Source organism: Micromonospora sp. NPDC005203 (assembly GCF_042872705.1).
Classification (GTDB): Bacteria; Actinomycetota; Actinomycetes; order Mycobacteriales; family Micromonosporaceae; genus Micromonospora.
The window spans coordinates 12,350-38,854 of the sequence record NZ_JBIAKV010000004.1 but is presented as its reverse complement, the minus strand read 5'-3'; the positions used below and the strand labels follow the sequence as shown (position 1 = coordinate 38,854).

The window sequence follows — 26,505 nt, the reverse complement described above, 5'->3', positions numbered from 1 at the left end:
CTCGGGGTTCTCCCGTCGATCGCTACGGAGCGTGACGGTACGGGGAATGCGACACCTGGTCAAGTGGTCGTGCCCCGACCGTTGAGGAGCGTCCGGGAAGTTGTCCCCGATTCCTGGTCCTGACCCGGTGATCAGCGGCCGCCGTCCATCGGCCCGGTGACCACTGGTAACGTGGCGCGAAGCCCCGGTCAGGTCCGCTGCGCGGTCCGGCCGGAGGTGCCCGACATCCTTTAACGACCCGTCCCGTGAGGCGGGGAAGGAGGTCCGCCGTGGCATACCCACCGGCTGCCCGCCCGTCACCACCGCGACAACCCTCGGTGAAGGTGATCCTCGCCAGCGCCGACGTGCAACGCGTGGTCGACCGCATCGCCCACCAGATCCTGGAGAAGACGCAGGGCGCCGCCAACACGGTGCTGCTGGGCATTCCGACCCGGGGGACACCCCTCGCCCGGCGGCTCGCCGACAGGATCAGCACCTTCGAGGACGTCGCCGTTCCGGTAGGTGTGCTCGACATCACCCTGTACCGCGACGACCTGCGCCGGCAGGCCACGCGCGCGATCGGCCCGACCGAGTTGCCGTCCGGCGGGATCGACGGCAAGCGGGTCATCCTCGTCGACGACGTGCTCTTCTCCGGCCGTACCGTCCGGGCCGCGCTCGACGCGCTCAACGACGTGGGCCGCCCGGCGTCGGTGCAACTCGCCGTTCTGGTCGACCGTGGCCACCGGGAGTTGCCGATCCGCGCCGACTACGTCGGCAAGAACATCCCGACCTCGCTCGCCGAGAGCGTGAAGGTGACGTTCGCCGAGACCGACGGGACCGACGAGGTCAAGCTGTACGGGGGACCTACCTCATGATCAAGCATCTGCTCTCCGGCGCGGACCTGGACGCCGACACCGCCACCGAGATCCTGGACACCGCCGCCGAGATGGCCACCGTCGCCGGTCGGGAGATCAAGAAACTGCCCGCGCTGCGCGGCCGGACCGTGGTCAACCTCTTCTACGAGGACTCCACCCGCACCCGGATCTCCTTCGAGGCGGCGGCGAAGCGGCTCAGCGCCGACGTGATCAACTTTTCCGCGAAGGGCTCCAGCGTCACCAAGGGCGAGAGCCTGAAGGACACCGCGTTGACCCTGCAGGCCATGGGCGCCGACGCCGTGGTCGTCCGACACCCCGCCTCGGGCGCGCCGCACCGGCTGGCGAACTGGGTCGACGGTTCGGTCATCAACGCCGGGGACGGCACCCACGAGCACCCGACCCAGGCGCTGCTCGACGCGTACACCATGCGGTCCCGGCTGGGCCGGCTCGCCGGGCTGTCGGTCGCGGTGGTCGGGGACGTGCTGCACTCCCGGGTCGCCCGCTCCAACGTGCTGCTGCTCTCCACCCTGGGCGCGAAGGTCACCCTGGTCGGCCCGCCGACCCTCATCCCGGTCGACATCGCGGGAGCCCTCGCCCCCGCCACCGACGTCTCCTACGACCTCGACTCCGTGCTGCCAGGAGTCGACGTGGTGATGATGCTGCGGGTGCAGCGGGAGCGGATGAACGACTCCTACTTCCCCTCCGCGCGCGAGTACGCCCGCCGCTACGGGCTGGACGGTCCACGGATGCGCCGGCTGCCCGAGCACGCGATCGTCATGCACCCCGGCCCGATGAACCGGGGGATGGAGATCACCCCGGAGGTCGCCGACTCACCCCGCTCCACAATCGTCGAACAGGTCACCAACGGTGTCTCCGTGCGGATGGCTGTTCTTTACCTGCTGCTCGGAGGGAACAACCGGTGAGCGCGTACCTGATCACCAACGTGAGTGTCGTCGGCGGCGCGCCGACCGACCTGCTGATCCGCGACGGCCTGGTCACCGAGGTCGGCGCCGGCCTGTCCGCGCCGGACGCAGGAGTCGTCGACGGCACCGGGCTGGTCGCCCTGCCCGGCCTCGTCGACCTGCACACCCACCTGCGCGAGCCCGGCCGGGAGGACGCCGAGACCGTCGAGTCCGGTTCCCGCGCGGCGGCGATGGGTGGCTACACGGCGGTCTGCGCGATGGCCAACACGTCCCCGGTCGCCGACACCGCGGGCGTGGTCGAGCAGGTCTGGCGACTCGGCCGCGAGGCAGGTCTGGTCGACGTGCAACCGATCGGCGCGGTCACCGTCGGGCTGGCCGGCGAGCGCCTGGCCGAGTTGGGCGCGATGGCGGACTCCGCGGCCCGGGTGCGGATCTTCTCCGACGACGGGCACTGCGTCGCCGACCCGAAGCTGATGCGCCGGGCACTGGAGTACGTGAAGGCGTTCGACGGGATCATCGCCCAGCACGCCGAGGAGCCCCGGCTCACCGAGGGCGCGCAGATGCACGAGGGTGAGGTCTCCACCCGACTCGGGCTGATCGGCTGGCCGGCGGTCGCCGAGGAGGCGATCATCGCCCGGGACGTGCTGCTCGCCGAGCACGTGGGCAGCCGCCTGCACGTCTGCCACGTCTCCACCGCCGGCAGCGTCGAGGTGCTGCGCCAGGCGAAGGCCCGTGGGGTACGCGTCACCGCCGAGGTCACCCCGCACCACCTGCTGCTCACCGACGAGCGAGCGGAGAGCTACGACCCGGTCTTCAAGGTCAACCCGCCGCTGCGGACGGCCGCGGACATCGCCGCGCTGCGCGCCGCGCTCGCCGACGGTGTCATCGACGTGATCGCCACCGACCACGCTCCGCACGCCGTGGAGGACAAGGAGTGCGAGTGGGCGTACGCCCGGCCGGGCATGCTCGGTCTGGAGACAGCCCTGTCCATCGCGCTCGACGTGCTCGGCCCCGAGTGGGACCTGATCGCCGAGCGGATGTCGCGTACCCCTGCCCGGATCGCCGGCCTGACCGGGCACGGCGTCGACCCCGCGCCGGGTGTGCCGGCCAACCTGACCCTGATCGACCCGGCCGCCCGCCGCACCATCGAGCCGACGGAGTTGGCCAGCCGCAGTCGCAACACCCCGTACGCCCGCATGACGCTGCCGGGTCGCATCGTGGCGACCTTCCTGCGTGGCGAGCCGACGGTCCTGGACGGAAAGGCAGTCAAGTGACTCGTAGACGTTCCGCAATCCTGGTGCTCGAGGACGGGCGCACGTTCCCCGGTGAGGCGTACGGCAGCGTCGGGGAGACCTTCGGCGAGGCGGTCTTCAACACCGGCATGACCGGTTATCAGGAGACCCTGACCGACCCGTCCTACCACCGGCAGGTGGTGGTGCAGACCGCCCCGCACATCGGCAACACCGGCGTCAACGGCGAGGACGACGAGTCCGGCCGGATCTGGGTGGCGGGTTATGTGGTGCGCGACCCGGCCCGGATCGGTTCGAACTGGCGGGCCACCGGCAGCCTGGAGGACCGCCTCGCCACCGAGGGTGTGGTGGGCATCAGCGGGGTGGACACCCGGGCGCTGACCCGGCACCTGCGCGAGCGGGGCGCCATGCGGGTGGGCATCTCCAGCGTCGAGAAGGACCCGCAGAGCCTGCTGGCCCGGGTCCGGCAGTCACCGCAGATGGTCGGCGCGGACCTGTCCGCCGAGGTGAGCACCGCCGAGCCGTACGTCGTCGAGGCCCTCGGCGAGCACCGGTTCACCGTGGCGGCGCTGGACCTGGGCATCAAGCGCAACGTGCCGCGTCGGCTGGCCACCCGTGGGGTGACCACCCACGTGCTGCCGGCGTCGTCGAGCATCGACCAGATGCTCGCCACCGGCGCCGACGCGATCTTCCTGTCGCCCGGTCCGGGCGACCCGGCGACCGCCGACGCCCCGGTGGCGCTGGCCCGGGAGGCGCTGCGGCGGGAGGTGCCGCTGTTCGGCATCTGTTTCGGCAGCCAGATCCTCGGTCGGGCGCTCGGCTTCGGCACCTACAAGCTGGGCTACGGCCACCGGGGGATCAACCAGCCGGTGCTCGACCGGCTCACCGGCAAGGTCGAGGTGACCAGCCACAACCACGGCTTCGCCGTGCAGGTCCCCGGCTCGGGCAACGGCGCGGTCGTCCCCGACCAGGTGATCGACACCGACTTCGGTGGCGTCCGGGTGTCGCACGTCTGCCTCAATGACAACGTGGTCGAGGGGCTGCGGGCCGTGGACCTGCCCGCGTTCACCGTCCAGTACCACCCGGAGGCGGCGGCCGGCCCACACGACGCTGACTACCTCTTCGACCGATTCGCCGATCTGATCGAGGGCCGTGCCATCGACCAGCGGCCCAGCGAGGGCCGGACCCACAGCAGGGGGCGCAGCAATGCCTAAGCGGACCGATCTCAAGCACATCCTCGTGATCGGCTCCGGGCCGATCGTCATCGGGCAGGCCTGCGAGTTCGACTACTCCGGCACCCAGGCGTGCCGGGTGCTGCGCAGCGAGGGGATCCGGGTCAGCCTGGTCAACTCCAACCCGGCGACGATCATGACGGACCCGGAGTTCGCCGACGCGACGTACGTCGAGCCGATCACCCCGGAGTTCGTGGAGCTGGTCATCGCCAAGGAACGCCCGGACGCGATCCTGGCGACCCTCGGCGGGCAGACCGCGCTGAACACGGCCGTCGCCCTGCACTCCGCCGGCGTCCTGGAGAAGTACGGCGTGGAGCTGATCGGCGCGAACATCGACGCCATCAACCGGGGCGAGGACCGGCAGCTGTTCAAGGAGATCGTGGCGAAGGCCGGCGTACGGCTGGGTGTCGACGACCCGACCGGGCTGGTGCCCCGCTCCCGGGTCTGCCACACGATGGACGAGGTCGAGGCGACAGTCGCCGAGCTGGGCCTGCCGGTGGTGATCCGGCCGTCGTTCACCATGGGTGGCCTGGGCTCCGGCATGGCACACACCCCGGAGGACCTGGCCCGCATCGCCGGCGACGGCCTGACCGCCAGCCCGGTGCACGAGGTCCTCATCGAGGAGAGCGTGCTCGGCTGGAAGGAGTACGAGCTCGAGCTGATGCGCGACCGGCACGACAACGTGGTGGTGGTCTGCTCGATCGAGAACATCGACCCGATGGGCGTGCACACCGGCGACAGCGTCACCGTGGCCCCGGCCATGACGCTGACCGACCGGGAGTACCAGCGCCTGCGGGACCTGGGCATCGCGGTGCTGCGCGAGGTCGGGGTGGACACCGGCGGCTGCAACATCCAGTTCGCGGTCAACCCGGTCGACGGCCGGATCGTCGTGATCGAGATGAACCCCCGGGTGTCGCGCTCCTCGGCGCTGGCCTCGAAGGCGACCGGCTTCCCGATCGCGAAGATCGCCGCGAAGCTGGCCATCGGCTACACCCTCGACGAGATCCCCAACGACATCACGTTGAAGACCCCGGCGGCGTTCGAGCCGAGCCTGGACTACGTCGTGGTGAAGATCCCCCGGTTCGCGTTCGAGAAGTTCCCCGGCGCGGACCCGGAGCTGACCACCACGATGAAGTCGGTGGGCGAGGCGATGAGCCTCGGGCGCAACTTCACCGAGGCGCTGAACAAGGCGATGCGCTCGATGGAAACCAAGTCGGCCGGTTTCTGGAGTGTGCCGGACCCGGCGGACACCACCCTGGCCGACACCCTCGCCGCGCTGCGGATCCCGCACGACGGCCGGCTCTACACCGTCGAGCGGGCGCTGCGCCTCGGCGCGTCGATCGCCGAGGTCAGTGAGGCGTCCGGCGGGATCGACCCGTGGTTCCTGGACCAGATCGCCGCGCTGATCGAGCTGCGCGGCGAGATCGTCGACGCGCCGGTACTCGACGCCGACCTGCTGCGTCGGGCCAAGCGGGCCGGCCTGTCCGACCGTCAGCTCGCCGCGCTGCGCCCGGAGCTGGCCGCCGAGGACGGCGTCCGCACTCTGCGGCACCGCCTCGACGTACGCCCGGTCTACAAGACGGTGGACACCTGCGCGGCCGAGTTCGAGGCGACCACGCCGTACCACTACTCGACGTACGACCTGGAGACCGAGGTCGCGCCGTCGGACCGGCCGAAGGTGCTGATCCTCGGCTCCGGCCCGAACCGGATCGGGCAGGGCATCGAGTTCGACTACTCCTGTGTGCACGCGGTACAAGCGCTGCGAAGCGCGCCGATCGGCGCAGCCGCTGCGACCGGTTACGAGACCGTCATGGTCAACTGCAACCCGGAGACGGTCTCCACCGACTACGACACCGCCGACCGGCTCTACTTCGAGCCGCTGACCTTCGAGGACGTGCTGGAGGTCTGGCACGCCGAGGACTCGTCCGGCCGGGCGGCCGGCGGGCCGGGTGTGGTCGGGGTGGTCGTGCAGCTCGGCGGGCAGACCCCGCTGGGCCTGGCGCAACGGCTCAAGAACGCCGGTGTGCCGATCGTCGGCACCTCCCCGGAGTCGATCCACCTGGCCGAGGAGCGGGGCGCGTTCGGCGCCGTGCTGGCCCGCGCCGGGCTGCGCGCGCCGGCGCACGGCATGGCCACGTCCTACGACGAGGCCAAGACGATCGCCGACGAGATCGGCTACCCGGTGCTGGTCCGGCCGTCGTACGTGCTCGGCGGGCGGGGCATGGAGATCGTCTACGACGACCCGACGCTGCGCGACTACATCGGTCGGGCCACCGACATCTCGCCGGATCACCCGGTGCTGGTGGACCGGTTCCTCGACGACGCCATCGAGATCGACGTGGACGCTCTCTGCGACGCCGACGGCGAGGTCTACATCGGTGGCGTGATGGAGCACATCGAGGAGGCCGGTATCCACTCCGGCGACTCGTCCTGCGCGCTGCCGCCGATCACCCTCGCGGGCTCGCACCTGGCCGAGGTCCGCCGCTACACCGAGGCCATCGCCCGTGGCGTCGGCGTCCGCGGCCTGCTCAACGTGCAGTACGCCCTCAAGGACGACGTGCTCTACGTGCTGGAGGCCAATCCGCGGGCGTCGCGTACCGTGCCGTTCGTCTCCAAGGCGACGGCGGTGCCGCTGGCCAAGGCGGCGGCCCGGATCGCGCTCGGCGCGAGGATCGCCGAGTTGCGCGCCGAGGGCCTGCTCCCGGCGGCGGGGGACGGGGGCACGATGCCCGCCGACGCGCCGGTCGCGGTCAAGGAGGCGGTGCTGCCGTTCAAGCGTTTCCGGACCCGCGCGGGCAAGGGCATCGACTCGCTGCTCGGCCCGGAGATGAAGTCGACGGGCGAGGTGATGGGCATCGACACCAACTTCGGGCACGCCTTCGCCAAGAGCCAGTCCGCCGCGTACGGGTCGCTGCCGACCGCCGGGAAGATCTTCGTCTCGGTGGCCAACCGGGACAAGCGCGGCATGATCTTCCCGATCAAGCGGTTGGCCGATCTCGGCTTCGAGATCGTGGCGACCACCGGGACCGCCGAGGTGCTGCGCCGGCACGGCATCGCCTGCGAGCAGGTCCGCAAGCACTACCAGGCTGGCGAGGGCGATGACGCGGTGTCGCTGATCGCCGGTGGCCAGGTGGCGCTGGTGATCAACACGCCGCAGGGTTCGGGTGCCAGCGCCCGCTCCGACGGCTACGAGATCCGCAGCGCGGCCGTCACCGCCGACATCCCCTGCATCACCACGGTCCCCGGCGCGGCGGCGGCGGTCATGGGCATCGAGGCGCGCATCCGCGGCGACATGCAGGTGCGCCCCCTGCAGGATCTGCACGCCATCCTGCGGGCCGCCCAGTGACCCTGTTCGAGCAGGCGGTACGGCCCTGGTTGTTCCGGATCGGGGGTGGGGACGCCGAGGCGGCGCACGAGTGGACACTGCGGCGGTTGGCGGCCCTGTCGCGGCGGCCGGCCGCGCTCGCCGCGCTGCGAACCCGCTACGCGGTCGACGCGCCGCGCACGGTGTTCGGGGTGCGCTTCCCCAACCCGGTCGGGTTGGCCGCGGGGATGGACAAGGACGGCGCGGCGCTGCCGGCCTGGCCGGCCCTCGGCTTCGGGTTCGTCGAGGTCGGCACGGTCACGGCGCACGCCCAGCCGGGCAACCCACGGCCGCGGCTGTTCCGCCTGCCGGCCAGCGAGGCCGTGGTCAACCGGATGGGCTTCAACAACGCCGGGGCCGCGGCGTTGGCGGCCCGGCTGACGGCGCTCACCCGCCCGCTCGGGGTGCCGCTGGGCATCTCGTTGGGCAAGTCCAAGGTGACCCCACTGGACGAGGCGGTCGAGGACTACCTCGCCTCGTACCGGGCGCTGCGCGGCCACGGCGACTACTTCGCGGTGAACGTGTCCTCACCGAACACTCCGGGCCTGCGGTCGTTGCAGGACCGTGCCCACCTGGACGCGCTGCTCGGCGCGCTGGTGGGGGAGAAGCCGGTGCTGGTCAAGATCGCGCCCGACCTGACCGAGGCGGCGATCGCCGAGTTGCTGGAGGTCTGCCTGGCCCGTGGCGCGGCCGGGGTGATCGCCACCAACACCACGCTGTCCCGGACCGGGCTGGCCACGGTGGACGCCGAACGCGGCGCCCAGGCCGGTGGGCTCTCCGGTCGGCCCCTCACCGGACGGGCTCGCGAGGTGGTCGACTTCGTCCACCGGGAGACCGGTGGTCGGCTGCCGATCATCGGCGTCGGCGGGGTGCTGGATCCGGACGACGCGGCGCGGATGTTCGACGCCGGGGCCGCCCTGGTGCAGCTCTACACCGGCTTCATCTACCGCGGTCCGGCCCTGGTCCGGGCCGCCGCCCGCGCGACTGCCGCGCCCGTGGCACCGGACGCGGTCGCCGGCCGGTGACCGCCCCGGCCCGGTGCTCGCCCGGTCTCGCGTCGGGCGGGCCCGCGCCGGCTCGCCGGGTCGACCAGGCCCGCGCCGGCTCGCCGCCGAACCGGCGCGCGCCCGGGAGGCGATCCTCGCTGCTGGCCCTTTGCTCTGCTTCAACCCACGCGACGGCCGACGTCCGATCTCCGGACACCGGATGTTGCGTCCGGTGAAGCAGAGCAAAGGGCGCGGGGATGACTCTCGGCTGTGGGGCGCCCGGCCCGTCCGTGTCTGGAAGGAGTAGGTGTGACACCCGAGGAGATCCTGGCCTTCGACCGGGCGCACGTCTGGCATCCGTACGCCGCGCTGCCCCCCACGAACCCGCCGTACGTGGTGGAGAGCGCCGAGGGGGTGCGGCTGCGGCTCGCCGACGGGCGGGAGCTGGTGGACGGGATGTCGTCCTGGTGGGCGGCGATCCACGGCTACCGGCACCCGGTGCTGGACGCGGCGGTGACCGACCAGCTCGGCCGGATGAGCCACGTGATGTTCGGCGGGCTCACCCACGAGCCTGCCGTACGGCTCGCCCGGACCCTGGTCGAGCTGACCCCGGATGGGCTGGAGCACGTGTTCCTGGCCGACTCCGGCTCGGTGAGCGTCGAGGTGGCGGTGAAGATGTGCCTGCAGTACCAGCGGGCCGTCGGCCGACCGCAGCGGCGCCGGCTGGCGACCTGGCGGGGTGGCTACCACGGCGACACGTTCCACCCGATGAGCGTCTGTGACCCGGAGGGCGGCATGCACCACCTCTGGGGCGACGTACTGCCCCGGCAGGTGTTCGCCCCGGTCCCGCCCGGCGGCTTCGACGACCCGCCCGACGACGCGTACGTGGCGGCGTTGGTGGAGACCGTCGAGCGGCACGCCGACGAACTGGCCGCGGTGATCGTCGAGCCCGTCGTCCAGGGCGCCGGCGGGATGCGGTTCCACCATCCGGGCTACCTACGGGTGCTGCGCGAGGTGACCCGGGCGCACGGGGTGCTGCTGATCTTCGACGAGATCGCCACCGGGTTCGGCCGTACCGGTGCGATGTTCGCCGCCGAGCACGCCGGGGTGACGCCGGACGTCCTGTGCCTGGGCAAGGCGCTCACCGGGGGCTACCTGACGTTGGCGGCGACGCTCTGCACCCCGGAGGTCGCCCGGGGCATCTCCGCCGCCGGCGTCCTCGCGCACGGACCCACGTTCATGGGCAACCCGTTGGCCTGCGCGGTGGCCAACGCCTCCATCGGGCTGCTGCGGGCCGGGGACTGGTCGGCCCAGGTGGCCAGGGTCGGCGCCGGCCTGCGCGCCGGCCTGGAGCCCCTGCGCGGTGCGCCCGGCGTGGCCGACGTGCGGGTGCTCGGCGCGATCGGGGTGGTCCAACTCGACCACGAGGTCGACCTCGGTGCGGCCACCGTGGCCGCGACGGATCAGGGGGTGTGGCTGCGCCCGTTCCGCGACCTCGTCTACACGATGCCGCCGTACGTCACCGACGATGCCGACCTGGCCCGGATCACGGCCGGGGTGGCGGCGGCGGTGGCGGCCGGCTGAACCGCCGTCGTCAACGCACACCCGGGAGGCGGTCCGCCGCCCGGCAGGAGAGAGGGAGTACCGGATGGAGAGCTTCGGAACCCGGCTGCACCGGGCGATCGGCGAGCGGGGGCCACTCTGTGTGGGCATCGACCCGCATCCGGGTCTGCTGGCCGGTTGGGGCCTCCCGGATGACGTCTCGGGGCTGGATCGGTTCGCGCGGACCGTCGTCGAGGCGCTCGGTGACCGGGTTGCGGTGGTGAAGCCTCAGTCGGCCTTTTTCGAGCGATTCGGATCCCGCGGAGTGGAGATTCTTGAGTCAACTATCCGACAGTTACGGAAGGCCGGCTCGCTCGTTCTCCTCGACGTGAAGCGCGGCGACATCGGCTCGACGATGCGCGCGTACGCCTCCGCGTACCTCGATCCATCCAGCCCGATATATGTCGACGCGGTCACCGCGAGCCCCTACCTCGGAGTCGGTTCGTTGGCGCCGATGTTCGAGTTGGCCGCCGAGCACGGCGCTGGCGTGTTCGTGCTGGCCCTCACCTCCAACCCCGAGGGCGCGGCCGTGCAGCGGGCCCGCACGGCCGACGGTCGCACCGTGGCGCAAACCGTGATCGACGAGATTTCCCAGCTCAACGAGGGTGCGACTCCGCTCGGGAGCTTCGGTCTGGTGGTCGGGGCGACCATCGGTGACACCGGTCACGACCTCTCCGGCGTGGGGGGTCCACTACTCGCTCCGGGGCTCGGCGCGCAGGGTGCCGGTGCCGCCGATCTGCGTACCGTCTTCGGTTCGAGCCTCGCCTCGGTGCTCCCGTCGTACTCCCGGGAGGTGCTCTCCGCCGGCCCCGATGTCGACGCCCTGCGGGCCGCCGCGGACCGCGTGTTGGCCGACTGTCGGGCCGTCCTGCCTGCCCGGTGACTGACTGACGGGTCGGTCACCTTACGGTGATCATGCGGCCCCCACGTTGCCGAAAGCTCCGTTGGCCGCTAGTTTTCCCGGCGCTGGGAACCATGGACACCTTGGTTCACAGCGACACCACGTTTCACAGATGCGGCGGTGCGCCCCGCCCGCCGCGATAGGGACCTGAGGAGAACTGGTGCCGCTCCCGTCACTGACCCCCGAACAACGCGCTGCCGCGCTCGAGAAGGCCGCGGAGATCCGCAAGGCCCGTGCTCAGCTGAAGGAGCAGCTCAAGCAGGGCAAGACCACTCTTGGTGCCGTCCTCGAGCGCGCCGAGAGCGACGATGTCGTCGGCAAGCTCAAGGTGTCGGCCGTCCTGCAGGCCATGCCGGGTATCGGCAAGATCCGGGCTACCCAGATCATGGAGAAGCTCAAGATCGCGGACAGCCGTCGCCTGCGCGGCCTCGGCGAGCAGCAGCGCAAGGCACTGCTTGGAGAGTTCGCCGCCAACTGAACCTGGCAGCGTGTAGAAACAAGCAGTGAGCACGGATGACGAGGCGCGCCCGGCTGCTCGGCTCACTGTCCTGGCTGGACCTTCGGGTTCCGGCAGGGAGAGTGTCGTCGAGCTGGTCCGGGCGCGTTCTCCGTCCGTGTGGATCCCGGTGCCGGCCACGACCAGGCCGCGCCGGGAGGCGGAGATCGACGGGTACGACCGCGTTTTCCTCGCCCCCGCCGAGTTCGATCGCCGGCTCGCCGCGGGCGAGCTGTTGGAGTGGTCCCGGATCGGCGCATACCGCCGGGGCACGCCGTACCCACCGCTACGCGCCCGGCTCGACGCCGGGCAGCCGGTGTTGCTCCCGCTCGACCTGCCCGGCGCGGCGGCGGTGCGGGCCCGCCGGCCCGATGCGCGGCTGGTGCTGCTAAGCCCACCGGGGTACGAACCCGCCCCCACCGTGGCGGCCGCCTTCACGCACACGCTGACCCACGACCGCACCGAGCGGGTGGTCGACGAGCTGGTAGGCTTACTCGGTTCTTCTTATCCGGATCCGGCCTGGTCGCGAGTGCGCGGCTGACCGCCGGCCGCCGTTGAGACTCAACACCGCGTGCGCGCGGCTCGAAAGACGCAGAGGTCAAATTCGTGGGATCCATCGCCAACCCCGAAGGCATCACCAACCCGCCGATCGACGAGCTCCTCGAGAAGACGACGTCGAAGTACGCGCTCGTCATCTTCGCCGCCAAGCGCGCGCGCCAGGTCAACGCCTACTACAGCCAGCTCGGCGAGGGCCTGCTGGAGTACGTCGGCCCGCTCGTCGAGACCACTCCGCAGGAGAAGCCCCTCTCCATCGCCATGCGCGAGATCAACTCGGGCCTGCTCACCGCCGAGCCGACCGACCAGCCGTAAGCACTCGCCGGCCGATGTCCGCCTCGATCGTCCTCGGGGTCGGCGGCGGCATCGCCGCCTACAAGGCGTGTGAGCTGCTGCGACTCTTCACCGAATCAGGTCACCGGGTCCGGGTCGTGCCGACCGCGTCGGCGCTCCGGTTCGTCGGGGCGCCGACCTGGGCGGCACTCTCCGGCCAGCCGGTCGCCGACGACGTCTGGACCGACGTCCACGAGGTGCCGCACGTCCGGCTCGGTCAGCAGGCCGACCTGGTGGTGGTCGCACCGACCACCACCGACCTGCTCGCCAAGGCCGCGCACGGGCTCGCCGACGACCTGCTGACCAACACCCTGCTGACCGCCCGTTGTCCGGTGCTGCTGGCCCCGGCCATGCACACCGAGATGTGGGAGCACCCGGCCACCGTGGCCAACGTCGCCACGCTGCGCTCCCGGGGGGTGCGGGTCATCGAACCGGCAGTCGGGCGGCTCACCGGCGTCGACACCGGCAAGGGTCGGCTGCCCGACCCGGCGGAGATCTTCGCCGTCGCCCGTCGGGTCCTGGCCCGAGGTGCCTCCGCCCCCGCCGACCTGGCCGGCCGCCGGCTGGTCGTCACCGCCGGTGGCACCCGCGAGCCGCTGGACCCGGTCCGCTTCCTCGGCAACCGCTCCTCCGGCAAACAGGGGTACGCGTTCGCCCGCGCGGCGGTCGCCCGAGGCGCCCGGGTCACCCTGATCGCGGCCAACGTCTCCCTCGCCGACCCCGCCGGCGTCGACCTGATCCGGGTCGGCACCACCGCCGAGTTGCGGGAGGCGACGGTGAAGGCCGCCGTCGAGGCCGACGCGGTGGTGATGGCGGCGGCTCCGGCCGATTTCCGGCCGGCGGCCTACGCGCCTGGCAAAATCAAGAAGTCGGACGACGGTGTCGCGCCCACCATCGAGCTCGTCACGAACCCGGACATCGCGGCGGAGCTCGGCCAGCGCAAACGACCGGAGCAGTTGCTTGTGGTGTTCGCCGCCGAGACCGGCGACGCCGAGGCCAACGGCCGAGCGAAACTCGCTCGGAAGCGGGCCGATTTGATCGTCGTCAACGAGGTCGGTCCCGACCTGGTCTTCGGCGCCGACACCAACACGGTGACGGTCATCGGCGCGGACGGCTCGGTCAGCCGGCTGCCCGAGCAGGCCAAGGAAGCCGTGGCCGACACCGTCTGGGATCTCGTCGTGGCGCGACTGCCGGTCCGCTCCTGACGGGTGGAACGGAGCGCGACCGGTCCCTGCACCGGCCGCAGTGGTGATTAGACTGCCGCGGAACGACCTCACACGCTTAGGAGTGCCGTGACACGCCGCCTCTTCACGTCCGAATCGGTCACGGAAGGCCACCCGGACAAGATCGCCGACCAGATCAGCGATGGCATCCTCGACGCGTTGCTGACCGAGGATCCGCACAGCCGGGTCGCGGTGGAGACCATGATCACCACTGGCCAGGTGCACATCGCCGGTGAGGTGACCACCAAGGCGTACGCGGACATCCCGACGATCGTCCGCCGCACCATCCTCGACATCGGCTACGACTCGTCGAAGAAGGGCTTCGACGGCGCGTCCTGCGGCGTCAGCGTCTCCATCGGCGCGCAGTCCGAGGACATCGCACAGGGCGTGGACAACGCCTTCGAGCTGCGGACCGGGGCGTCGGAGAGCGCGCTGGACGCGCAGGGCGCCGGCGACCAGGGCATGATGTTCGGCTTCGCCTGCTCGGAGACGCCCGAGCTGATGCCGCTGCCGATCGCCCTCGCCCACCGGCTGGCCCGCCGGTTGGCCGCCGTGCGCAAGGAGGGCACGATCCCCTACCTGCGTCCGGACGGCAAGACCCAGGTGACCATCGAGTACGAGGGGCTGCGCCCAGTCCGGCTGAACACCGTGGTCGTGTCCAGCCAGCACGCCGCGGACATCTCGCTGGACTCGCTGCTCACTCCCGACGTGCGTGACCACGTGATCGCTCCGGAGTTGGAGAGCCTCGGCCTGGACACCGACGGCTACCGGCTTTTGGTCAATCCGACCGGCCGGTTCGAGATCGGCGGCCCGATGGGCGACGCCGGGCTGACCGGTCGCAAGATCATCGTTGACACGTACGGCGGGTACGCCCGCCACGGCGGCGGCGCGTTCTCCGGCAAGGACCCGTCCAAGGTGGACCGCTCCGCCGCGTACGCCATGCGCTGGGTCGCCAAGAACGTGGTCGCCGCCGGTCTGGCCGAGCGGTGCGAGGCGCAGGTCGCCTACGCCATCGGCAAGGCCCACCCGGTGAGCCTGTTCATCGAGACGTTCGGCACCGAGACCGTGCCGGTCTCCTCGATCGAGAAGGCCGTCACCGAGGTGTTCGACCTGCGTCCGGCCGCGATCATCCGGGACCTCAACCTGCTCCGCCCGATCTACCAGCAGACCGCCGCGTACGGCCACTTCGGCCGGGAGTTGCCGGACCTCACCTGGGAGAGCACCGACCGGGCCGCCGACCTCAAGTCGGCCGCGGGAGCCTGACCGCCACCAAGCGCAGCGACCGGCGACCCGCGGACTCCTCGCCGGTCGCGCGCGTCTGCGTGGACGTCGGGCTGGCGCACCTGGACCGGCCGTTCGACTACCTGGTGCCGGCAGAACTGGACGAGGTGGCGGTGCCCGGCACCCGGGTGAAGGTGCGCTTCGCCGGGCAACTCGTCGACGGGTGGCTGCTGTCGCGCGCCGACGACTCCGGGCACACCGGCCGCCTCGCGTACCTGGAGAAGGTCGTCTCGCCGGAGCCGGTGCTGGCGCCCGAGATCGCCCGGCTGGCCCGCGCGGTCGCCGACCGGTACGCGGGCAGCCTCGCCGACGTGCTCCGGCTCGCCGTCCCACCGCGGCACGCCCGGGTCGAGAAGGAGCCCCGCGACGACGGCACACCCGATCCACCGGACGCCGACACCCTCGACCCGCCCGCCGCCGCGCCCGCGACCGCGCGGCTGGGGCACTCCGCGTCCGCGCCCGAGACCGTGCGGCTCGGGAACTCCGACCCGGCGGCCGTCGACCCGGTCGGGGCTGCCGACCCGGTCGACCCGCGTGGGTGGCGGGACTACCCGACGGGTCCGGCGCTGCTGCGGGCACTCACCGACGGCCGGGCGCCCCGCGCGGTCTGGTCGGCGTTGCCCGGCGAGGACTGGGCGGCCCGCTACGCCGACGCGGTGGCCGCCACCGTCGCCGGCGGGCGCGGCGCGGTGGTGGTGGTGCCCGACGCCCGCGACCTCGACCGGCTGGACGCCGCGCTCACCGGCGTGCTCGGCCCGGGGCGGCACGTCAGCCTCTCCGCCGCCCTCGGTCCGGCCCGGCGCTACCGGGCGTTCCTCGCCGCCCGCCGCGGGCGGGTGCCGGTGGTGATCGGCACCCGGGCGGCGATGTTCGCCCCGGTAGACCGGCTCGGCCTGGTCGCCATCTGGGACGACGGCGACGACCTGCACTCCGAGCCCCGGTCGCCGTATCCGCACGCCCGTGATGTGCTGCTCACCCGCGTCCAACTCGCCGAGGCCGGCGCGCTGGTCGGCGGGTACGCCCGCACCGCCGAGGCGCAGTTGCTGCTGGAGACCGGCTGGGCGCGGGAGGTGGTCGCCGACCGGGCCACCGTGCGGGCCCGGATTCCGGCCATCGCGCCGACCGGCGACGACCCGCAACTGGCTCGCGACCCGGGGGCCGCCACCGCCCGACTGCCCAGCCTGGCCTGGACGGCCGCCCGCGACGCTCTCCGGCAGGAGTTGCCGGTGCTGGTGCAGGTGCCCCGTCGCGGCTACCTGCCGTCGATCTCCTGCGCCGAGTGCCGCACCCCGGCCCGGTGCGAGCACTGCTCCGGGCCGCTCGCGCTGCCCTCGGCCGGTGGCACCCCGGCCTGCCGGTGGTGCGCTCGGGTGGCTGCCGCGTACGCCTGCCCGCAGTGCGGTGGGCGGCGGCTGCGGGCCGCGGTGACCGGCGCCCGGCGGACCGCCGAGGAGCTGGGTCGGGCGTTCCCCGGCGTGCCGGTGCGCACCTCGGGGCGCGAGGAGGTGCTGACCGACGTGCCCGGCGGCGCCGCCCTGGTGGTGACCACGCCCGGCGCCGAGCCGGTCGCCGCGGGCGGCTACGGAGCGGTGCTGCTGCTCGACTCGTGGGCTCTGCTGACCCGGGCCGACCTGCGCGCCGGTGAGGAGGCGTTGCGTCGCTGGCTGGCAGCGGCAGCCCTGGCCCGCCCGGCACCTGCGGGCCGGGTGGTGGTGGTCGCCGACGGTGCGCTCGCCCCGGTGCAGGCGCTGCTGCGCTGGGACGCCGCCTGGTTCGCCGGCCGGGAGTTGGCCGAGCGTCGGGAGTTGGGCTTCCCACCGGCCGTCCGGATGGCGAGTGTCACCGGCGCGGCCGAGGCGGTGGCCGACCTGCTCGCCGCGACCCGGCTGCCCGACGACGCCGAGGTGCTCGGGCCGGTGCCGGCCGAGGAGGGCCGGGAGCGGATGCTGGTCCGGGTGCCCCGGGCGCGGGCTGCGGCGCTCGCCGAGGCGCTGCACTCGGCCGCGGGCGTGCGCGCCGCCCGCAAGGCCGCCGATCCGGTTCGTCTCCAGGTCGACCCGCTGAGCCTGTTCTGAGCGGTTTCGGGGGGCGTCGGGCCCGGCCCGCGCGGCTGGTCCTCGCACACCGCGTCCGACAGGTCGGTGGCGGCAAAGTGGTAGCATCGCCCGTCATGCCAAGGCGTACGACGGCTCCAGATTGCGACGGAGCGTCACAGGCGCCGTGCTGGGGCCGCCGCAGGATGGCGCGACGATGGCGGGAACGCGTCGGTCGGACGCGATGTCGATGATGTCTTTGAGCCGGTGAGCAGGGGTGGACCAGTCGTGACCGTTGGACAATCGATCGTCTTCAACGGCGACCTCGGCAGCGGCAAGAGCACCGTGTCGGTCGAGATCGCCAAGCGGCTCGGCATGCGCCGGGTCAGTGTGGGTGACCTCTACCGGGAGATGGCGCAGCAGCGGCAGATGACCGCTCTGCAGCTCAATCTGCACGCCGAGCTCGACCAGGCCGTCGACGGCTACGTCGACCAGCTCCAGCGGAACATCGCCGCCTCCGGTGAGCGACTCGTCATGGACTCCCGGCTGGCCTGGCACTTCTTCACCGACGCGCTCAAGGTCCACATGATCACCGAGCCGGGTGAGGCGGCCCGCCGGGTGCTGGCCCGTCCGTCCGGGCCGGCGGAGAGCTACGCCTCCCTGGAGGAGGCCAAGGCCAAGCTTCGGGAACGCAGCGCGAGCGAGCGCAGCCGGTTCATCGTCCGGTACGGGGTGGACAAGGCCCGACTGCGTAACTACGACCTGATCTGCGACACCACCCGTGCCTCGGCGGCCGAGGTGATCGAGCACATCGTCGCCGCGTACGAGGGCACGCTCGGCGCCGAGGTGCTGCGCGACGGTCCGCCGCTGCTGCTGCTGGATCCGGCGCGCGTCTACCCGACCGAGGACATCGCCACCCTGCGGGGTCTGTGGGACACCGACTTCGTCGGCGACGTGGCCGAGGCCGGCGACGAGGCCCTCGAACCGCTGAAGATCGGGTTCACCGGCGAGTACTTCTTCGTCGTCGACGGTCACCGTCGGCTCAGCGCCGCCCTGCAGAACGGGTTCTCGCTGGTCCCCGCCCAACTGGTCGCCGAGGTCGACGAGCCGGTGGTGGGTGGGATGAGCGCGATCGACTACTTCGCCGCCCAGGTGCGCCCCGGCCTGATCTACGACTGGGAGGCCGCCCACAAGATCCAGCTGCCGCTGCCCGAGCCGGCGCTGCTGCGCGGTGACGCGGTGCTCGCCGGGGACCCGGCCGCCGGCGCCTGAGCCCAGCGATGGGCCGGGCCGGCACGCGGGGTGCGCGCCGGCCCGGCCACTTGTGCAGTCGGTGCGTCGAGGCGATGCCTCAGCCGAGGACCACGCCGGAGGCGCCGACGCCGGCCATGCCCGAGAAGATGTCCTCGTAGTACATCCGCCAGGCGCAGACCCGGCCGCTGTCCACGTAGCCGGTGCAGGCCACCGAGGTGTTGGTGTCGTCGATGGCGGTCGTGGTCCCGGTCGCCCAGACCTGGAGGGTGTTCGCCGCGTTCACGATCTCCACCGGGCCGCCGCTGTCACCCTGACCGACGGCGTTGGCGCCGGTGGTGTTCTCCGCCTGGACTTGGCCGCAGACCCTGCCGAAGTCGCGCACGTTGATGCACAGGTTGCGGGCCTTCACCTGGATCGAGCAGCGGGTCCCGGAGTACGCGCCGGAGCTGCACACCCAGTTGCCGACCTGGCTGGGCGTCGCGCCGATCACCTGGTTGTTGAACTCACTGATCACGTGGCCGGCCGCGTCGGTGCTGTTGTTGAAGACCCGGCCGCCCCCGCTGCCGTTGAGCAGCAGGGTGTCGGTGCTGACGTTGCGGGTGGTGACGGTGCCGATCGTCTGCCAGGTCGGGTCGACCGCCAGGACGTTGAGGTTGGCGCAGTGCGCGGCGGAGAGCACCCGCGTCACCCCGCCCTGGTAGACCCCGAAGCCGGTCGAGCAGCCACCGCCGTTCGCGGTGTTGCGCCACGCGGCGCCACCCCACCACGGCGCCGAGTCGTCCCAGCGGGTGGCCGGCGCGGCGGCGACCCGGGTCTGCACGGTCACCGGGACGCCGGCGAGTGCCGTCGCGCCGAGCAGACCGTCCTGGGTGCCGACGAGCAGGCCGGCGCCGTCGGCACGTGGTCCGACCGTGGTGATCTGGTCGCCGACCTTGGCCTGCAGCCGTTCGGCCGCGGCGAGGAGTTCCCGCTGTGAGTACGGGGCGGACAGCACCTTTGTCGCGACGGTGGCCCGGGCGGTGGCCACCAGGTTGGCCGGCGGCTCGCCCTTCCAGTAGACCTGGAGCTGTCGGGTGGTGGGGTCGGCGACGATCCCGGCGAAGCCGGAGGTCGCGCTGCGCTCGGCGGCCTTCGTGATCCGCGCGGCGGCGGTGTTCATGCGCTCCTGCAGCCGGAGCAGCTCAGACCAGGAGGCGAAGCCGCCGGGCACCGGCGTGCTGTCGACGAACGATCCGGTCTTGGCGGCCTTACCTGCGGGCGCGGCGGTGGCCGGTGCGGCGGTCACACCCGCGGCGAGCAGCGTGAGGCCGAACGCGGCGACGGCGGCGCGACGCAGCAGCGACGGAGACCGCCGGACGGTCAGATGTGGACGGATCATCAGTACCTCTTCCCCCAGGGGTGTGTGGAGCGGGTCGAACCCGCACCAGGACGGTGGCATGGGAGGTCCGCTCCACGCGGCGCATCCTGGACGGCGCTGGACACCGCCGGACAGCGCCGGACGTCCACCCTCCGGGATGGAACTGTCAGACATCGGCGCTCACCTATCGAGTGGTGCCGCGACGGACTTAGCCTGCCCGTGCGCATCCGGGGGGCCGGGTGACCGGGGGGGTGGGAGCCGCATGTCCGACCAACGGGTACCTTCCGTTCGACCGGCGGCACCGGGATCGTCGGCGGCGTTCGAGGTGGCCCGCGGCGGCGCGGCGGCGCAGACACTGCAGGAGCTGGCCGGGCTGCTGCGCCAGTTGCGCCGTCGGGAAGCCCGGCAGCAGGGGGAGACCCAGCTGACGTACCGGCAACTGGCCGCGAAGACCGGCTGGTCGCGCGGGATCATCGGGGAGTACTTCGCCGGCAACATCCTGCCTCCGCCGGAGCGGTTCGACGCGCTCATCCGGCTGCTCGGGGCAACCCCCGCCGAGCAGGGTGTGCTCGCCACGGCACGGGACCGGGTCGAGGAGCGCCGCCGAAGCCCGACCCGGGACCACGCGACGACCGGACGGGCGAGCGCCGGGGCCGGACGAGCCAGGGCCGGTGGCCCGCGCCCCGGTACGCCGGCGGCCCGCTTCCCGGTGCCCCGCCAACTGCCCCCGGCGCTGCCGGGCTTCGTCGGGCGTGCCGCCCAGCTCGCCGAGCTCGACGCGGCGTGCGCCAACCCTGGCGGGTCCGGGGACGACGGCCTGGCGACGGCCACCGTCATGACGTTGTCCGGCACGGCCGGGGTCGGCAAGACGACGCTTGCGGTGCACTGGGCGCACCGGGTCGCCGACCGCTTCCCGGACGGCCAGCTCTACGTCGACCTGCGTGGGTTCGACGCCTCCGGGGCGGTGGTGACGGCCGTCGAGGCGGTCCGGGGGTTCCTGGAGGCCCTCGAGGTGCCGCCCGAACGCATCCCCACCCACCTTCCCGCGCAGGTGGGCCTCTACCGCAGCCTGCTCGCCGGCCGCCGGATGCTGGTGCTGCTCGACAACGCCCGCGACATCGACCAGGTCCGTCATCTGTTGGTCGGCAGCCCGAGCTGCCTGGTCCTGGTCACCAGCCGCAACCGGCTCGCCGGTCTGATCGCCGCCGACGGCGCCCGGCCGATCGGCGTCGGCCTGCTCAGCTCGGCCGAGGCGTGGCAACTGTTGGCCCGGCGGCTCGGCGCGGACCGGCTGGCGGCCGAACCGCGGGCGGTGGACGAGATCATCGAGCGGTGCGCGCGGCTGCCGTTGGCGCTGGCGGTGCTCGCCGCCCGAGGCGCGGCGAACCCCGCCTTCGGCCTGGCCGCCCTCGCCCACGAGCTGCGGGAGGCGCCGCACCCGCTGGACTCGTTCGACGGTGGCGACGCCGGCAGCGACGTCCAGGCGGTCTTCTCCTGGTCGTACCGGAGCCTCACGCCCGCGGCGGCGCGCCTGTTCCGGCTGTTCGGCTGCCATCCGGGGCCGGAGATCGGGGTCGCCGCGGCGGCCAGCCTGGCCGGGCTGCCCCGGGGTCAGGTGCCTCGACTGCTGGCGGAGCTGGCCCACGCCCACCTGGTCACCGAACAGGCCCCCGGCCGGTTCGGCGCCCACGACCTCCTCCGGGCGTACGCGGCGGAGCTGGCGGAACGCCTCGAACCGGCGCAGGCCCGGCGGGCGGCGATCCGGCGTGGGCTGGACCACTACCTGCACACCGCCCACGCGGCGGCGCTGCTGCTGCAACCGGGCCGGGATCCGGTCGCCCTGGCCGCCGCCCCACCGGGCGTGCTGCCCGAGGAGATCACCAATCACGGTCAGGCGCTCACCTGGTTCACCATCGAGTACCCGGTGCTGCTGGCGGCGGTCGCACACGCGCGACGTGCCGGGTTCGACGGCCACGCCTGGCAGTTGGCCTGGACACTTGTGGATTTCCTGCAACGCCGGGGGCGGTGGACGGACCTGGCGGTCGCCCAGCGGGCCGCCCTGGCCGGGGCGCGGCGCGCGGGTGACCGGCTCGGGCAGGCGAACGCCCACCGCGACCTGGCCCGGGTGCTCTCCCGACTGGGTCGGGTGGACGAGGCGGCCCGCAACTACCGCCAGGCCCTGGTGATCTTCGAGGCGTTGGGTGACCACACCGGGCAGGCGCGCACCCACCGGGCGTTCGGCGCGATGCTCGACGGGCTCGGCCGGTACGCCGAGGCGCTGGACCACGGCCAGCGGGCCCTGGCGCTGTACCGGGCCGCCGGTCATCCGGCCGGGGAGGCCAGCGCCCGCAACGCGGTCGGTTGGGCACACGCCCAACTCGGCCAGTACGGGCTCGCGCTCGCGCACTGCGAGCAGGCGTTGGTGTTGCTGCGCCCGACCGGGGACCGGCACGGTGAGGCGAACACCTGGGACAGCCTCGGCTTCATCCACGCCCGGCTGGGTGACCACCGCGCGGCGATCCGCTGTTTCCAACGGGCGCTCGGGTTGTACCGGCGGGTCAGCGACCGCTACGACGAGGCGGACACCCTGGCCCGCCTCGGCGAGAGCCGAGACGCGGCGGGGGACACGGCGGGCGCCGTCCGCACCTGGCGGCGGGCCCTGGGCATCCTCGACGATCTCGGCCACCCCGACGTCGAGCGGGTACGTGACCTGCTGAGCCGGGCGACGCCCAGGTGCTCGGCGCGGGGCTGACGCTTCCCACGGGCCGCCGCCCGGACGTCGGCGAGGGGCCGGGGCCGGGCGCGCTCGGCCGGTGCCCGGCGGCCGGCCGGTGACGCTGGGCACACCTGCGGTGGCCGATCGAGGTACGCCGGCCAGCGCGCGGCCGGGCACTCCGTAGACTGGTACGCGACGCCCGTCCACCTGTCGAAGGAGCCATCCCGCGTGACCGTTCAGCCCATCCGTCTGTTTGGGGATCCGGTGCTGCGCACGCCGGCCGATCCGGTGGTCACCTTCGACGCCGAGCTGCGTCGGCTCGTGGCCGACCTGACCGACACGATGCGTGAGCAGAACGGCGCCGGCCTGGCCGCGCCGCAGCTCGGCGTGAGTCTGCGGGTGTTCACCTTCGACGTCGACGACGTGCTCGGGCACCTGATCAATCCGGTGTTGGAGTTTCCGGACGAGGAGGAGCAGGACGGCCCGGAGGGCTGCCTGTCGATTCCCGGGCTCTACTTCGACACCAAGCGTCGGCAGAACGTCATCGCGAAGGGCTTCAGCTCCTTCGGTGACCCGGTGCAGATCGTCGGCACCGGCCTGATGGCGCGTTGCGTGCAGCACGAGACCGACCACCTCGACGGGGTGCTGTTCCTGGACCGGCTGGACCAGGAGGGGCGCAAGGAGGCCATGAAGGCGATCCGTCAGGCCGACTGGTACGACGGGGCGGCCCCACCCACGGTCAAGCTGAGCCCGCACATCAGTGACCCGTTCGGTCTGGGTCGGTGACCCCGATGCGTGTGATCTTCGCCGGTACGCCGGCCGTCGCCGTTCCCGCCCTGGCCGCCGTCGCCGCGTCCCAGCACGACCTGGTCGCCGTGGTGACCCGGCCGGACGCGCCCGCCGGGCGTGGGCGTGGCCTGTCCCGCTCCCCGGTCGGTGAGTGGGCCGACGCGCACGGCGTGGAGGTGCTCACGCCGGCCCGTCCCCGCGAGCCCGAGTTCCTCGACCGGCTGCGCGAGCTCGCACCGGAGTGCGTGCCGGTGGTCGCCTACGGCGCGCTGGTGCCACCGGCCGCCCTGGAGATCCCCCGGTACGGCTGGATCAACCTGCACTTCTCGCTGCTGCCGGCGTGGCGGGGCGCGGCTCCCGTGCAGCACGCCGTGCTGCACGGTGACGAGCTGACCGGGGCCAGCGTCTTCCAGTTGGAGGAGGGTCTGGACACCGGCCCGGTCTACGGCACCCTCACCGACGAGATCCGGGCCGCCGACACCTCCGGTGACCTGCTGGATCGGCTCGCCGAGTCCGGTGCCGGGTTGCTCGTGGCGGTGCTCGACGCGATCGCCGACGGCACCGCCCGCGCCGAGCCGCAGCCCGCCGACGGGGTGTCGCTGGCGCCGAAGCTGACCGTGGACGACGCCCGGGTCCGCTGGGGTGACCCGGCGTTCGCCGTGGACCGTCGGATCCGGGCCTGCACGCCGGCCCCGGGCGGCTGGACCACGTTCCGGGGTGAGCGGGTGAAGCTCGGCCCGGTCGTGCCGGTGCCCGACGGCCCCGAGTTGAAGCCGGGGGAGTTGTTGGTGGAGAAGTCCCGGGTGTTGGCCGGCACGGCGAGCGTGCCGGTGCGCCTCGGTGAGGTCCGCGCCGCGGGCAAGCGGGCCATGGGCGCGACCGACTGGGCGCGCGGCGTCCGGGTCGGCGCCGGAGAGGACTTCGCGTGACCGCCCCGGAAGGCACCCGCCCGAGCCGCTCCGGCCCGCCTCCGGGTCGTGGCGGGGACCGCCGGCCGGTCCGGCCACCACTGGACCGCCCGCGCCGTGCGGCGTACGAGGCGGTGGCCGCCGTGCACCGCGACGACGCGTTCGCCAACCTGGTGCTGCCCATCATCCTGCGGGAGGAGGGGCTGTTCGGCCGGGACGCGGCCTTCGCCACCGAGCTGACCTACGGCACCCTGCGCAACCTGGGCACGTTGGACGCGATCCTGACCGACGCCGCCGGCCGGGACGTGGCCCGGATCGACCCGCCGGTCCGCGACGCGCTGCGGCTCGGGGCGTACCAACTCCTGCACACCCGGGTGCCCGCGCACGCCGCGGTGTCGTCGACCGTCGACCTGGTCCGTTCGGTGGCACCGAGCGCGACCGGCTTCGCCAACGCCGTGCTGCGCGAGGTGTCCAGCCGGGACGCGGACGCCTGGGTGGCGAAACTCGCCCCACCGATGGAGACCGATCCGGTCGGGCACCTGGCGTTGGCGTACAGCCATCCGCAGTGGATCGTGCGGGCCTTCTCCGAAGCGCTCGACGGCGATCTCGGTGAGACGGCCCGGCTGCTGATCGAGGACAACGAGCGTCCCCCGGTGCACCTGTGCGCCCGGCCGGGCCTGATCGACCCGATCGAGCTGGCCGATGAGGTCGGCGGGGCGCCCGGCGCCTTTTCGCCGTACACCGTCTATCTGCCCGGCGGCGCGCCGGGCGACATCCCGGCGGTGGTCGACGGCCGTGCCCACGTCCAGGACGAGGGTTCCCAACTGGTCGCGGCGGCACTCGCCGACGCGCCGCTGGACGGCCCGGACGGGCGGTGGCTGGACCTGTGCGCCGGCCCGGGCGGCAAGGCCGGCCTGCTCGGCGCGTTGGCCGCGCAGCGTGGCGCGCGGGTGACCGCGGTGGAGGTGGCCGAGCACCGCGCCCGGCTGGTCTCCCTGGCCACCCGCGACCTGCCGGTGACCGTGCTGACGATGGACGGCCGTGACGTCGGCGCCGACCCGAAGCTGCCGGAGCAGCACTTCGACCGGGTGCTGGTGGACGCCCCCTGCACGGGGCTGGGCTCGCTGCGGCGTCGGCCGGAGTCGCGGTGGCGTCGCGAACCGTCCGACCTGCCGCCGCTGACCCGGCTGCAACGGGAGTTGCTGGGCGCGGCGTTGCGGGCGGTCCGCCCGGGTGGTCTGGTCGCCTACGTGACCTGCTCGCCGCACACCGTCGAGACGCACGTGACGGTGACCGAGGCGGCCCGCCGCAGTGGTGTCGCGGTGGACTTCGTCGATGCCCGGCCGCTGCTGCCGGCCGGCATGCCCGGTCTGGGTGACGGGCCGACGGTGCAGCTCTGGCCGCACCGCCACGGCACCGACGCGATGTTCCTCGCCGTCCTGCGGCGAGGCTGACGGGGCTCACGTCCGGCCGGTCACCCGACCGGCCGGACGCCTGACGCTCAGGTGACCGGGAGCCCCTTGGTGCCGGCGTTGCGCATCGAGCGGGTCAGGTTCCGATCGGAGATCCAGAGGAAGCACTGCACGCCGCGGTTGCCGTTGCGCCACTCCTCCTCGTACGGCTGGTAGAAGATCGTGCCGGCGCGGAACTCGAGCTGGGAGTTGTCCGGCACCTTGGCGTACCTGGCGATCATCGTCTGGCAGGCCCGGTGGGTCTTCTTCACGGTGCGGGAGAACTCGGCGAAACTGACCGCCGGGGCCTGCCAGATCCCGACGAACTCGGCGTGGTGCTTGGCCGTGCAGGAGACCGGCAGCATCTCGTCGATGTCGTCCTTGACCAGCTTGGGGTTGAAGCAGCGGTACGCCAGCGGTGCCGCGCCGGACAGCGCGCCCCGGAGGCTGCCGGTGCGCGGGCCGACGGTGGTGTCGTCGATGCTGGCGATCTCGCTGACGTCGCAGCGGTACCACCGGGCGCCGCCCGCCCAGGCCTGCGGCGACGGCAGCACCACGGTCAGGCCGACCCGCCCGGAACGCCAGTCGGCGCCCACCGCCTTGTTGACCTCCGTGTCGCACCCCGCCTGCGCGGCCCGCATGCCCGCCGAGCCGGGCTGCGGGGGCGCGCCGGGCTGGGCGTTCGGGCCGGTGAGCGTGCCGACGTGCAGGGTCTCGACCAGATGCGCTTCGGTGCACGCCGTCGGGTTGTAGCCGGTCAGGAAGCCGACCTGCTGAGAGGTCAGGTGGCAGACGTCGGCGGCGGGCACGAACTGCTGCGCCGCGACGGGTGCCGGCCAGTCGTCCACGAGGTCGGTGTCGACTCCGGCGGGTGCGTTGCACCCGGTCAGCACCAGGGCCAGGGCCGCACCTCCGGCGTACGCCGCCCACCACCGTCGCATCCCTGACCTCCCGCCACTGTGGCCTCCGGCCGGACCCCGCCGGTCGGTAGCGCCAC

21 protein-coding genes are annotated in these 26,505 nt (G+C 72.9%); 19 read left to right on the top strand and 2 right to left on the bottom strand.

The genetic code is table 11. The annotated features are described in order from the left end of the window. Positions 1–269 precede the first annotated feature (269 nt). From pyrR to ACFYPM_RS11870, 15 genes are all read left to right on the top strand, one after another. Positions 270–854, top strand: coding sequence for a bifunctional pyr operon transcriptional regulator/uracil phosphoribosyltransferase PyrR (pyrR, locus tag ACFYPM_RS11940; protein WP_387194533.1), 585 nt, complete (start codon positions 270–272; stop codon positions 852–854). After that, positions 851–1,777, top strand: a complete 927-nt coding sequence (locus ACFYPM_RS11935; RefSeq protein ID WP_387194530.1) for an aspartate carbamoyltransferase catalytic subunit — start codon at positions 851–853, stop codon at positions 1,775–1,777. Before pyrR ends, ACFYPM_RS11935 begins: the two co-directional genes overlap by 4 nt. Next, complete coding sequence (locus ACFYPM_RS11930; RefSeq protein ID WP_387194527.1) at positions 1,774–3,051, top strand: dihydroorotase; 1,278 nt, start codon at positions 1,774–1,776, stop codon at positions 3,049–3,051. The genes ACFYPM_RS11935 and ACFYPM_RS11930 overlap by 4 nt, the downstream gene beginning before the upstream one ends. Further along, positions 3,048–4,241: a glutamine-hydrolyzing carbamoyl-phosphate synthase small subunit gene (gene carA / locus ACFYPM_RS11925; protein ID WP_387194524.1), complete on the top strand. Its 1,194-nt coding sequence runs from the start codon at positions 3,048–3,050 to the stop codon at positions 4,239–4,241. Before ACFYPM_RS11930 ends, carA begins: the two co-directional genes overlap by 4 nt. Further along, positions 4,234–7,605, top strand: a complete 3,372-nt coding sequence (gene carB, locus ACFYPM_RS11920; RefSeq protein ID WP_387194521.1) for a carbamoyl-phosphate synthase large subunit — start codon at positions 4,234–4,236, stop codon at positions 7,603–7,605. Before carA ends, carB begins: the two co-directional genes overlap by 8 nt. Beyond that, positions 7,602–8,648, top strand: a complete 1,047-nt coding sequence (locus tag ACFYPM_RS11915) for a quinone-dependent dihydroorotate dehydrogenase (protein ID WP_365064517.1) — start codon at positions 7,602–7,604, stop codon at positions 8,646–8,648. The genes carB and ACFYPM_RS11915 overlap by 4 nt, the downstream gene beginning before the upstream one ends. A gap of 270 nt (positions 8,649–8,918) precedes the next feature. Continuing rightward, on the top strand, positions 8,919–10,193 hold the full coding sequence (locus tag ACFYPM_RS11910) for an adenosylmethionine--8-amino-7-oxononanoate transaminase (RefSeq protein ID WP_387194518.1): 1,275 nt from the start codon (positions 8,919–8,921) through the stop codon (positions 10,191–10,193). Positions 10,194–10,257: 64 nt separating this feature from the next. Then, positions 10,258–11,094, top strand: a complete 837-nt coding sequence (gene pyrF, locus ACFYPM_RS11905; protein ID WP_387194515.1) for an orotidine-5'-phosphate decarboxylase — start codon at positions 10,258–10,260, stop codon at positions 11,092–11,094. A gap of 178 nt (positions 11,095–11,272) precedes the next feature. Beyond that, complete coding sequence (gene mihF / locus ACFYPM_RS11900) at positions 11,273–11,590, top strand: integration host factor, actinobacterial type (RefSeq protein ID WP_030335662.1); 318 nt, start codon at positions 11,273–11,275, stop codon at positions 11,588–11,590. A 25-nt stretch (positions 11,591–11,615) separates the two neighbouring features. After that, positions 11,616–12,149 (top strand): guanylate kinase, encoded by a 534-nt coding sequence (locus ACFYPM_RS11895; protein ID WP_387194512.1) that lies wholly within the window; start codon positions 11,616–11,618, stop codon positions 12,147–12,149. Positions 12,150–12,214: 65 nt separating this feature from the next. Beyond that, positions 12,215–12,478 carry a DNA-directed RNA polymerase subunit omega gene (gene rpoZ / locus ACFYPM_RS11890; RefSeq protein WP_030335666.1) on the top strand — a complete coding sequence of 88 codons (264 nt, stop codon included), beginning with the start codon at positions 12,215–12,217 and terminating at the stop codon, positions 12,476–12,478. Positions 12,479–12,492: 14 nt separating this feature from the next. Continuing rightward, entirely contained in the window at positions 12,493–13,701 is a 1,209-nt protein-coding gene (gene coaBC / locus ACFYPM_RS11885; protein WP_387194509.1) for a bifunctional phosphopantothenoylcysteine decarboxylase/phosphopantothenate--cysteine ligase CoaBC, read from the top strand. Positions 13,702–13,788: 87 nt separating this feature from the next. After that, positions 13,789–14,982 carry a methionine adenosyltransferase gene (gene metK, locus ACFYPM_RS11880; protein ID WP_357375455.1) on the top strand — a complete coding sequence of 398 codons (1,194 nt, stop codon included), beginning with the start codon at positions 13,789–13,791 and terminating at the stop codon, positions 14,980–14,982. 59 nt (positions 14,983–15,041) lie between these two features. Continuing rightward, positions 15,042–17,075, top strand: a complete 2,034-nt coding sequence (locus ACFYPM_RS11875) for a primosomal protein N' (RefSeq protein WP_387194505.1) — start codon at positions 15,042–15,044, stop codon at positions 17,073–17,075. Positions 17,076–17,321: 246 nt separating this feature from the next. Continuing rightward, complete coding sequence (locus tag ACFYPM_RS11870) at positions 17,322–18,305, top strand: AAA family ATPase (protein ID WP_357254846.1); 984 nt, start codon at positions 17,322–17,324, stop codon at positions 18,303–18,305. 79 nt (positions 18,306–18,384) lie between these two features. Here the strand turns inward: ACFYPM_RS11870 and ACFYPM_RS11865 are convergent, their stop codons facing one another. Next, the gene (locus ACFYPM_RS11865; protein ID WP_387194502.1) at positions 18,385–19,665 is read right to left on the bottom strand and encodes a hypothetical protein; all 1,281 of its coding nucleotides are present in this window, start codon (positions 19,663–19,665) and stop codon (positions 18,385–18,387) included. 241 nt (positions 19,666–19,906) lie between these two features. Here ACFYPM_RS11865 and ACFYPM_RS11860 point away from each other — a divergent pair, with 241 nt between their 5' ends. The 4 genes from ACFYPM_RS11860 (at position 19,907) to ACFYPM_RS11845 (ending at position 25,511) form a co-directional block, all read left to right on the top strand. After that, positions 19,907–22,396, top strand: coding sequence for an ATP-binding protein (locus ACFYPM_RS11860; protein WP_387194499.1), 2,490 nt, complete (start codon positions 19,907–19,909; stop codon positions 22,394–22,396). 192 nt (positions 22,397–22,588) lie between these two features. After that, entirely contained in the window at positions 22,589–23,146 is a 558-nt protein-coding gene (gene def, locus ACFYPM_RS11855) for a peptide deformylase (protein ID WP_387194496.1), read from the top strand. 5 nt (positions 23,147–23,151) lie between these two features. Beyond that, positions 23,152–24,078 carry a methionyl-tRNA formyltransferase gene (fmt, locus tag ACFYPM_RS11850; protein ID WP_387194493.1) on the top strand — a complete coding sequence of 309 codons (927 nt, stop codon included), beginning with the start codon at positions 23,152–23,154 and terminating at the stop codon, positions 24,076–24,078. Next, complete coding sequence (locus ACFYPM_RS11845) at positions 24,033–25,511, top strand: RsmB/NOP family class I SAM-dependent RNA methyltransferase (protein ID WP_387195412.1); 1,479 nt, start codon at positions 24,033–24,035, stop codon at positions 25,509–25,511. Before fmt ends, ACFYPM_RS11845 begins: the two co-directional genes overlap by 46 nt. Positions 25,512–25,558: 47 nt before the next feature. Here ACFYPM_RS11845 and ACFYPM_RS11840 read toward each other — a convergent pair whose 3' ends face one another. Continuing rightward, positions 25,559–26,449 carry a septum formation family protein gene (locus ACFYPM_RS11840; protein WP_387194490.1) on the bottom strand — a complete coding sequence of 297 codons (891 nt, stop codon included), beginning with the start codon at positions 26,447–26,449 and terminating at the stop codon, positions 25,559–25,561. Positions 26,450–26,505 lie beyond the last annotated feature (56 nt).

Coding starts and splice junctions, on each gene's coding strand:
- pyrF (WP_387194515.1), top strand. CDS start 10,258: ATGGAGAGCTTCGGAACCCGGCTGCACCGGGCGATCGGCGAGCGGGGG.
- coaBC (WP_387194509.1), top strand. CDS start 12,493: ATGTCCGCCTCGATCGTCCTCGGGGTCGGCGGCGGCATCGCCGCCTAC.
- ACFYPM_RS11865 (WP_387194502.1), bottom strand. CDS start 19,665: ATGATCCGTCCACATCTGACCGTCCGGCGGTCTCCGTCGCTGCTGCGT.
- fmt (WP_387194493.1), top strand. CDS start 23,152: ATGCGTGTGATCTTCGCCGGTACGCCGGCCGTCGCCGTTCCCGCCCTG.
- ACFYPM_RS11840 (WP_387194490.1), bottom strand. CDS start 26,449: ATGCGACGGTGGTGGGCGGCGTACGCCGGAGGTGCGGCCCTGGCCCTG.
- carB (WP_387194521.1), top strand. CDS start 4,234: ATGCCTAAGCGGACCGATCTCAAGCACATCCTCGTGATCGGCTCCGGG.
- ACFYPM_RS11935 (WP_387194530.1), top strand. CDS start 851: ATGATCAAGCATCTGCTCTCCGGCGCGGACCTGGACGCCGACACCGCC.
- ACFYPM_RS11860 (WP_387194499.1), top strand. CDS start 19,907: ATGTCCGACCAACGGGTACCTTCCGTTCGACCGGCGGCACCGGGATCG.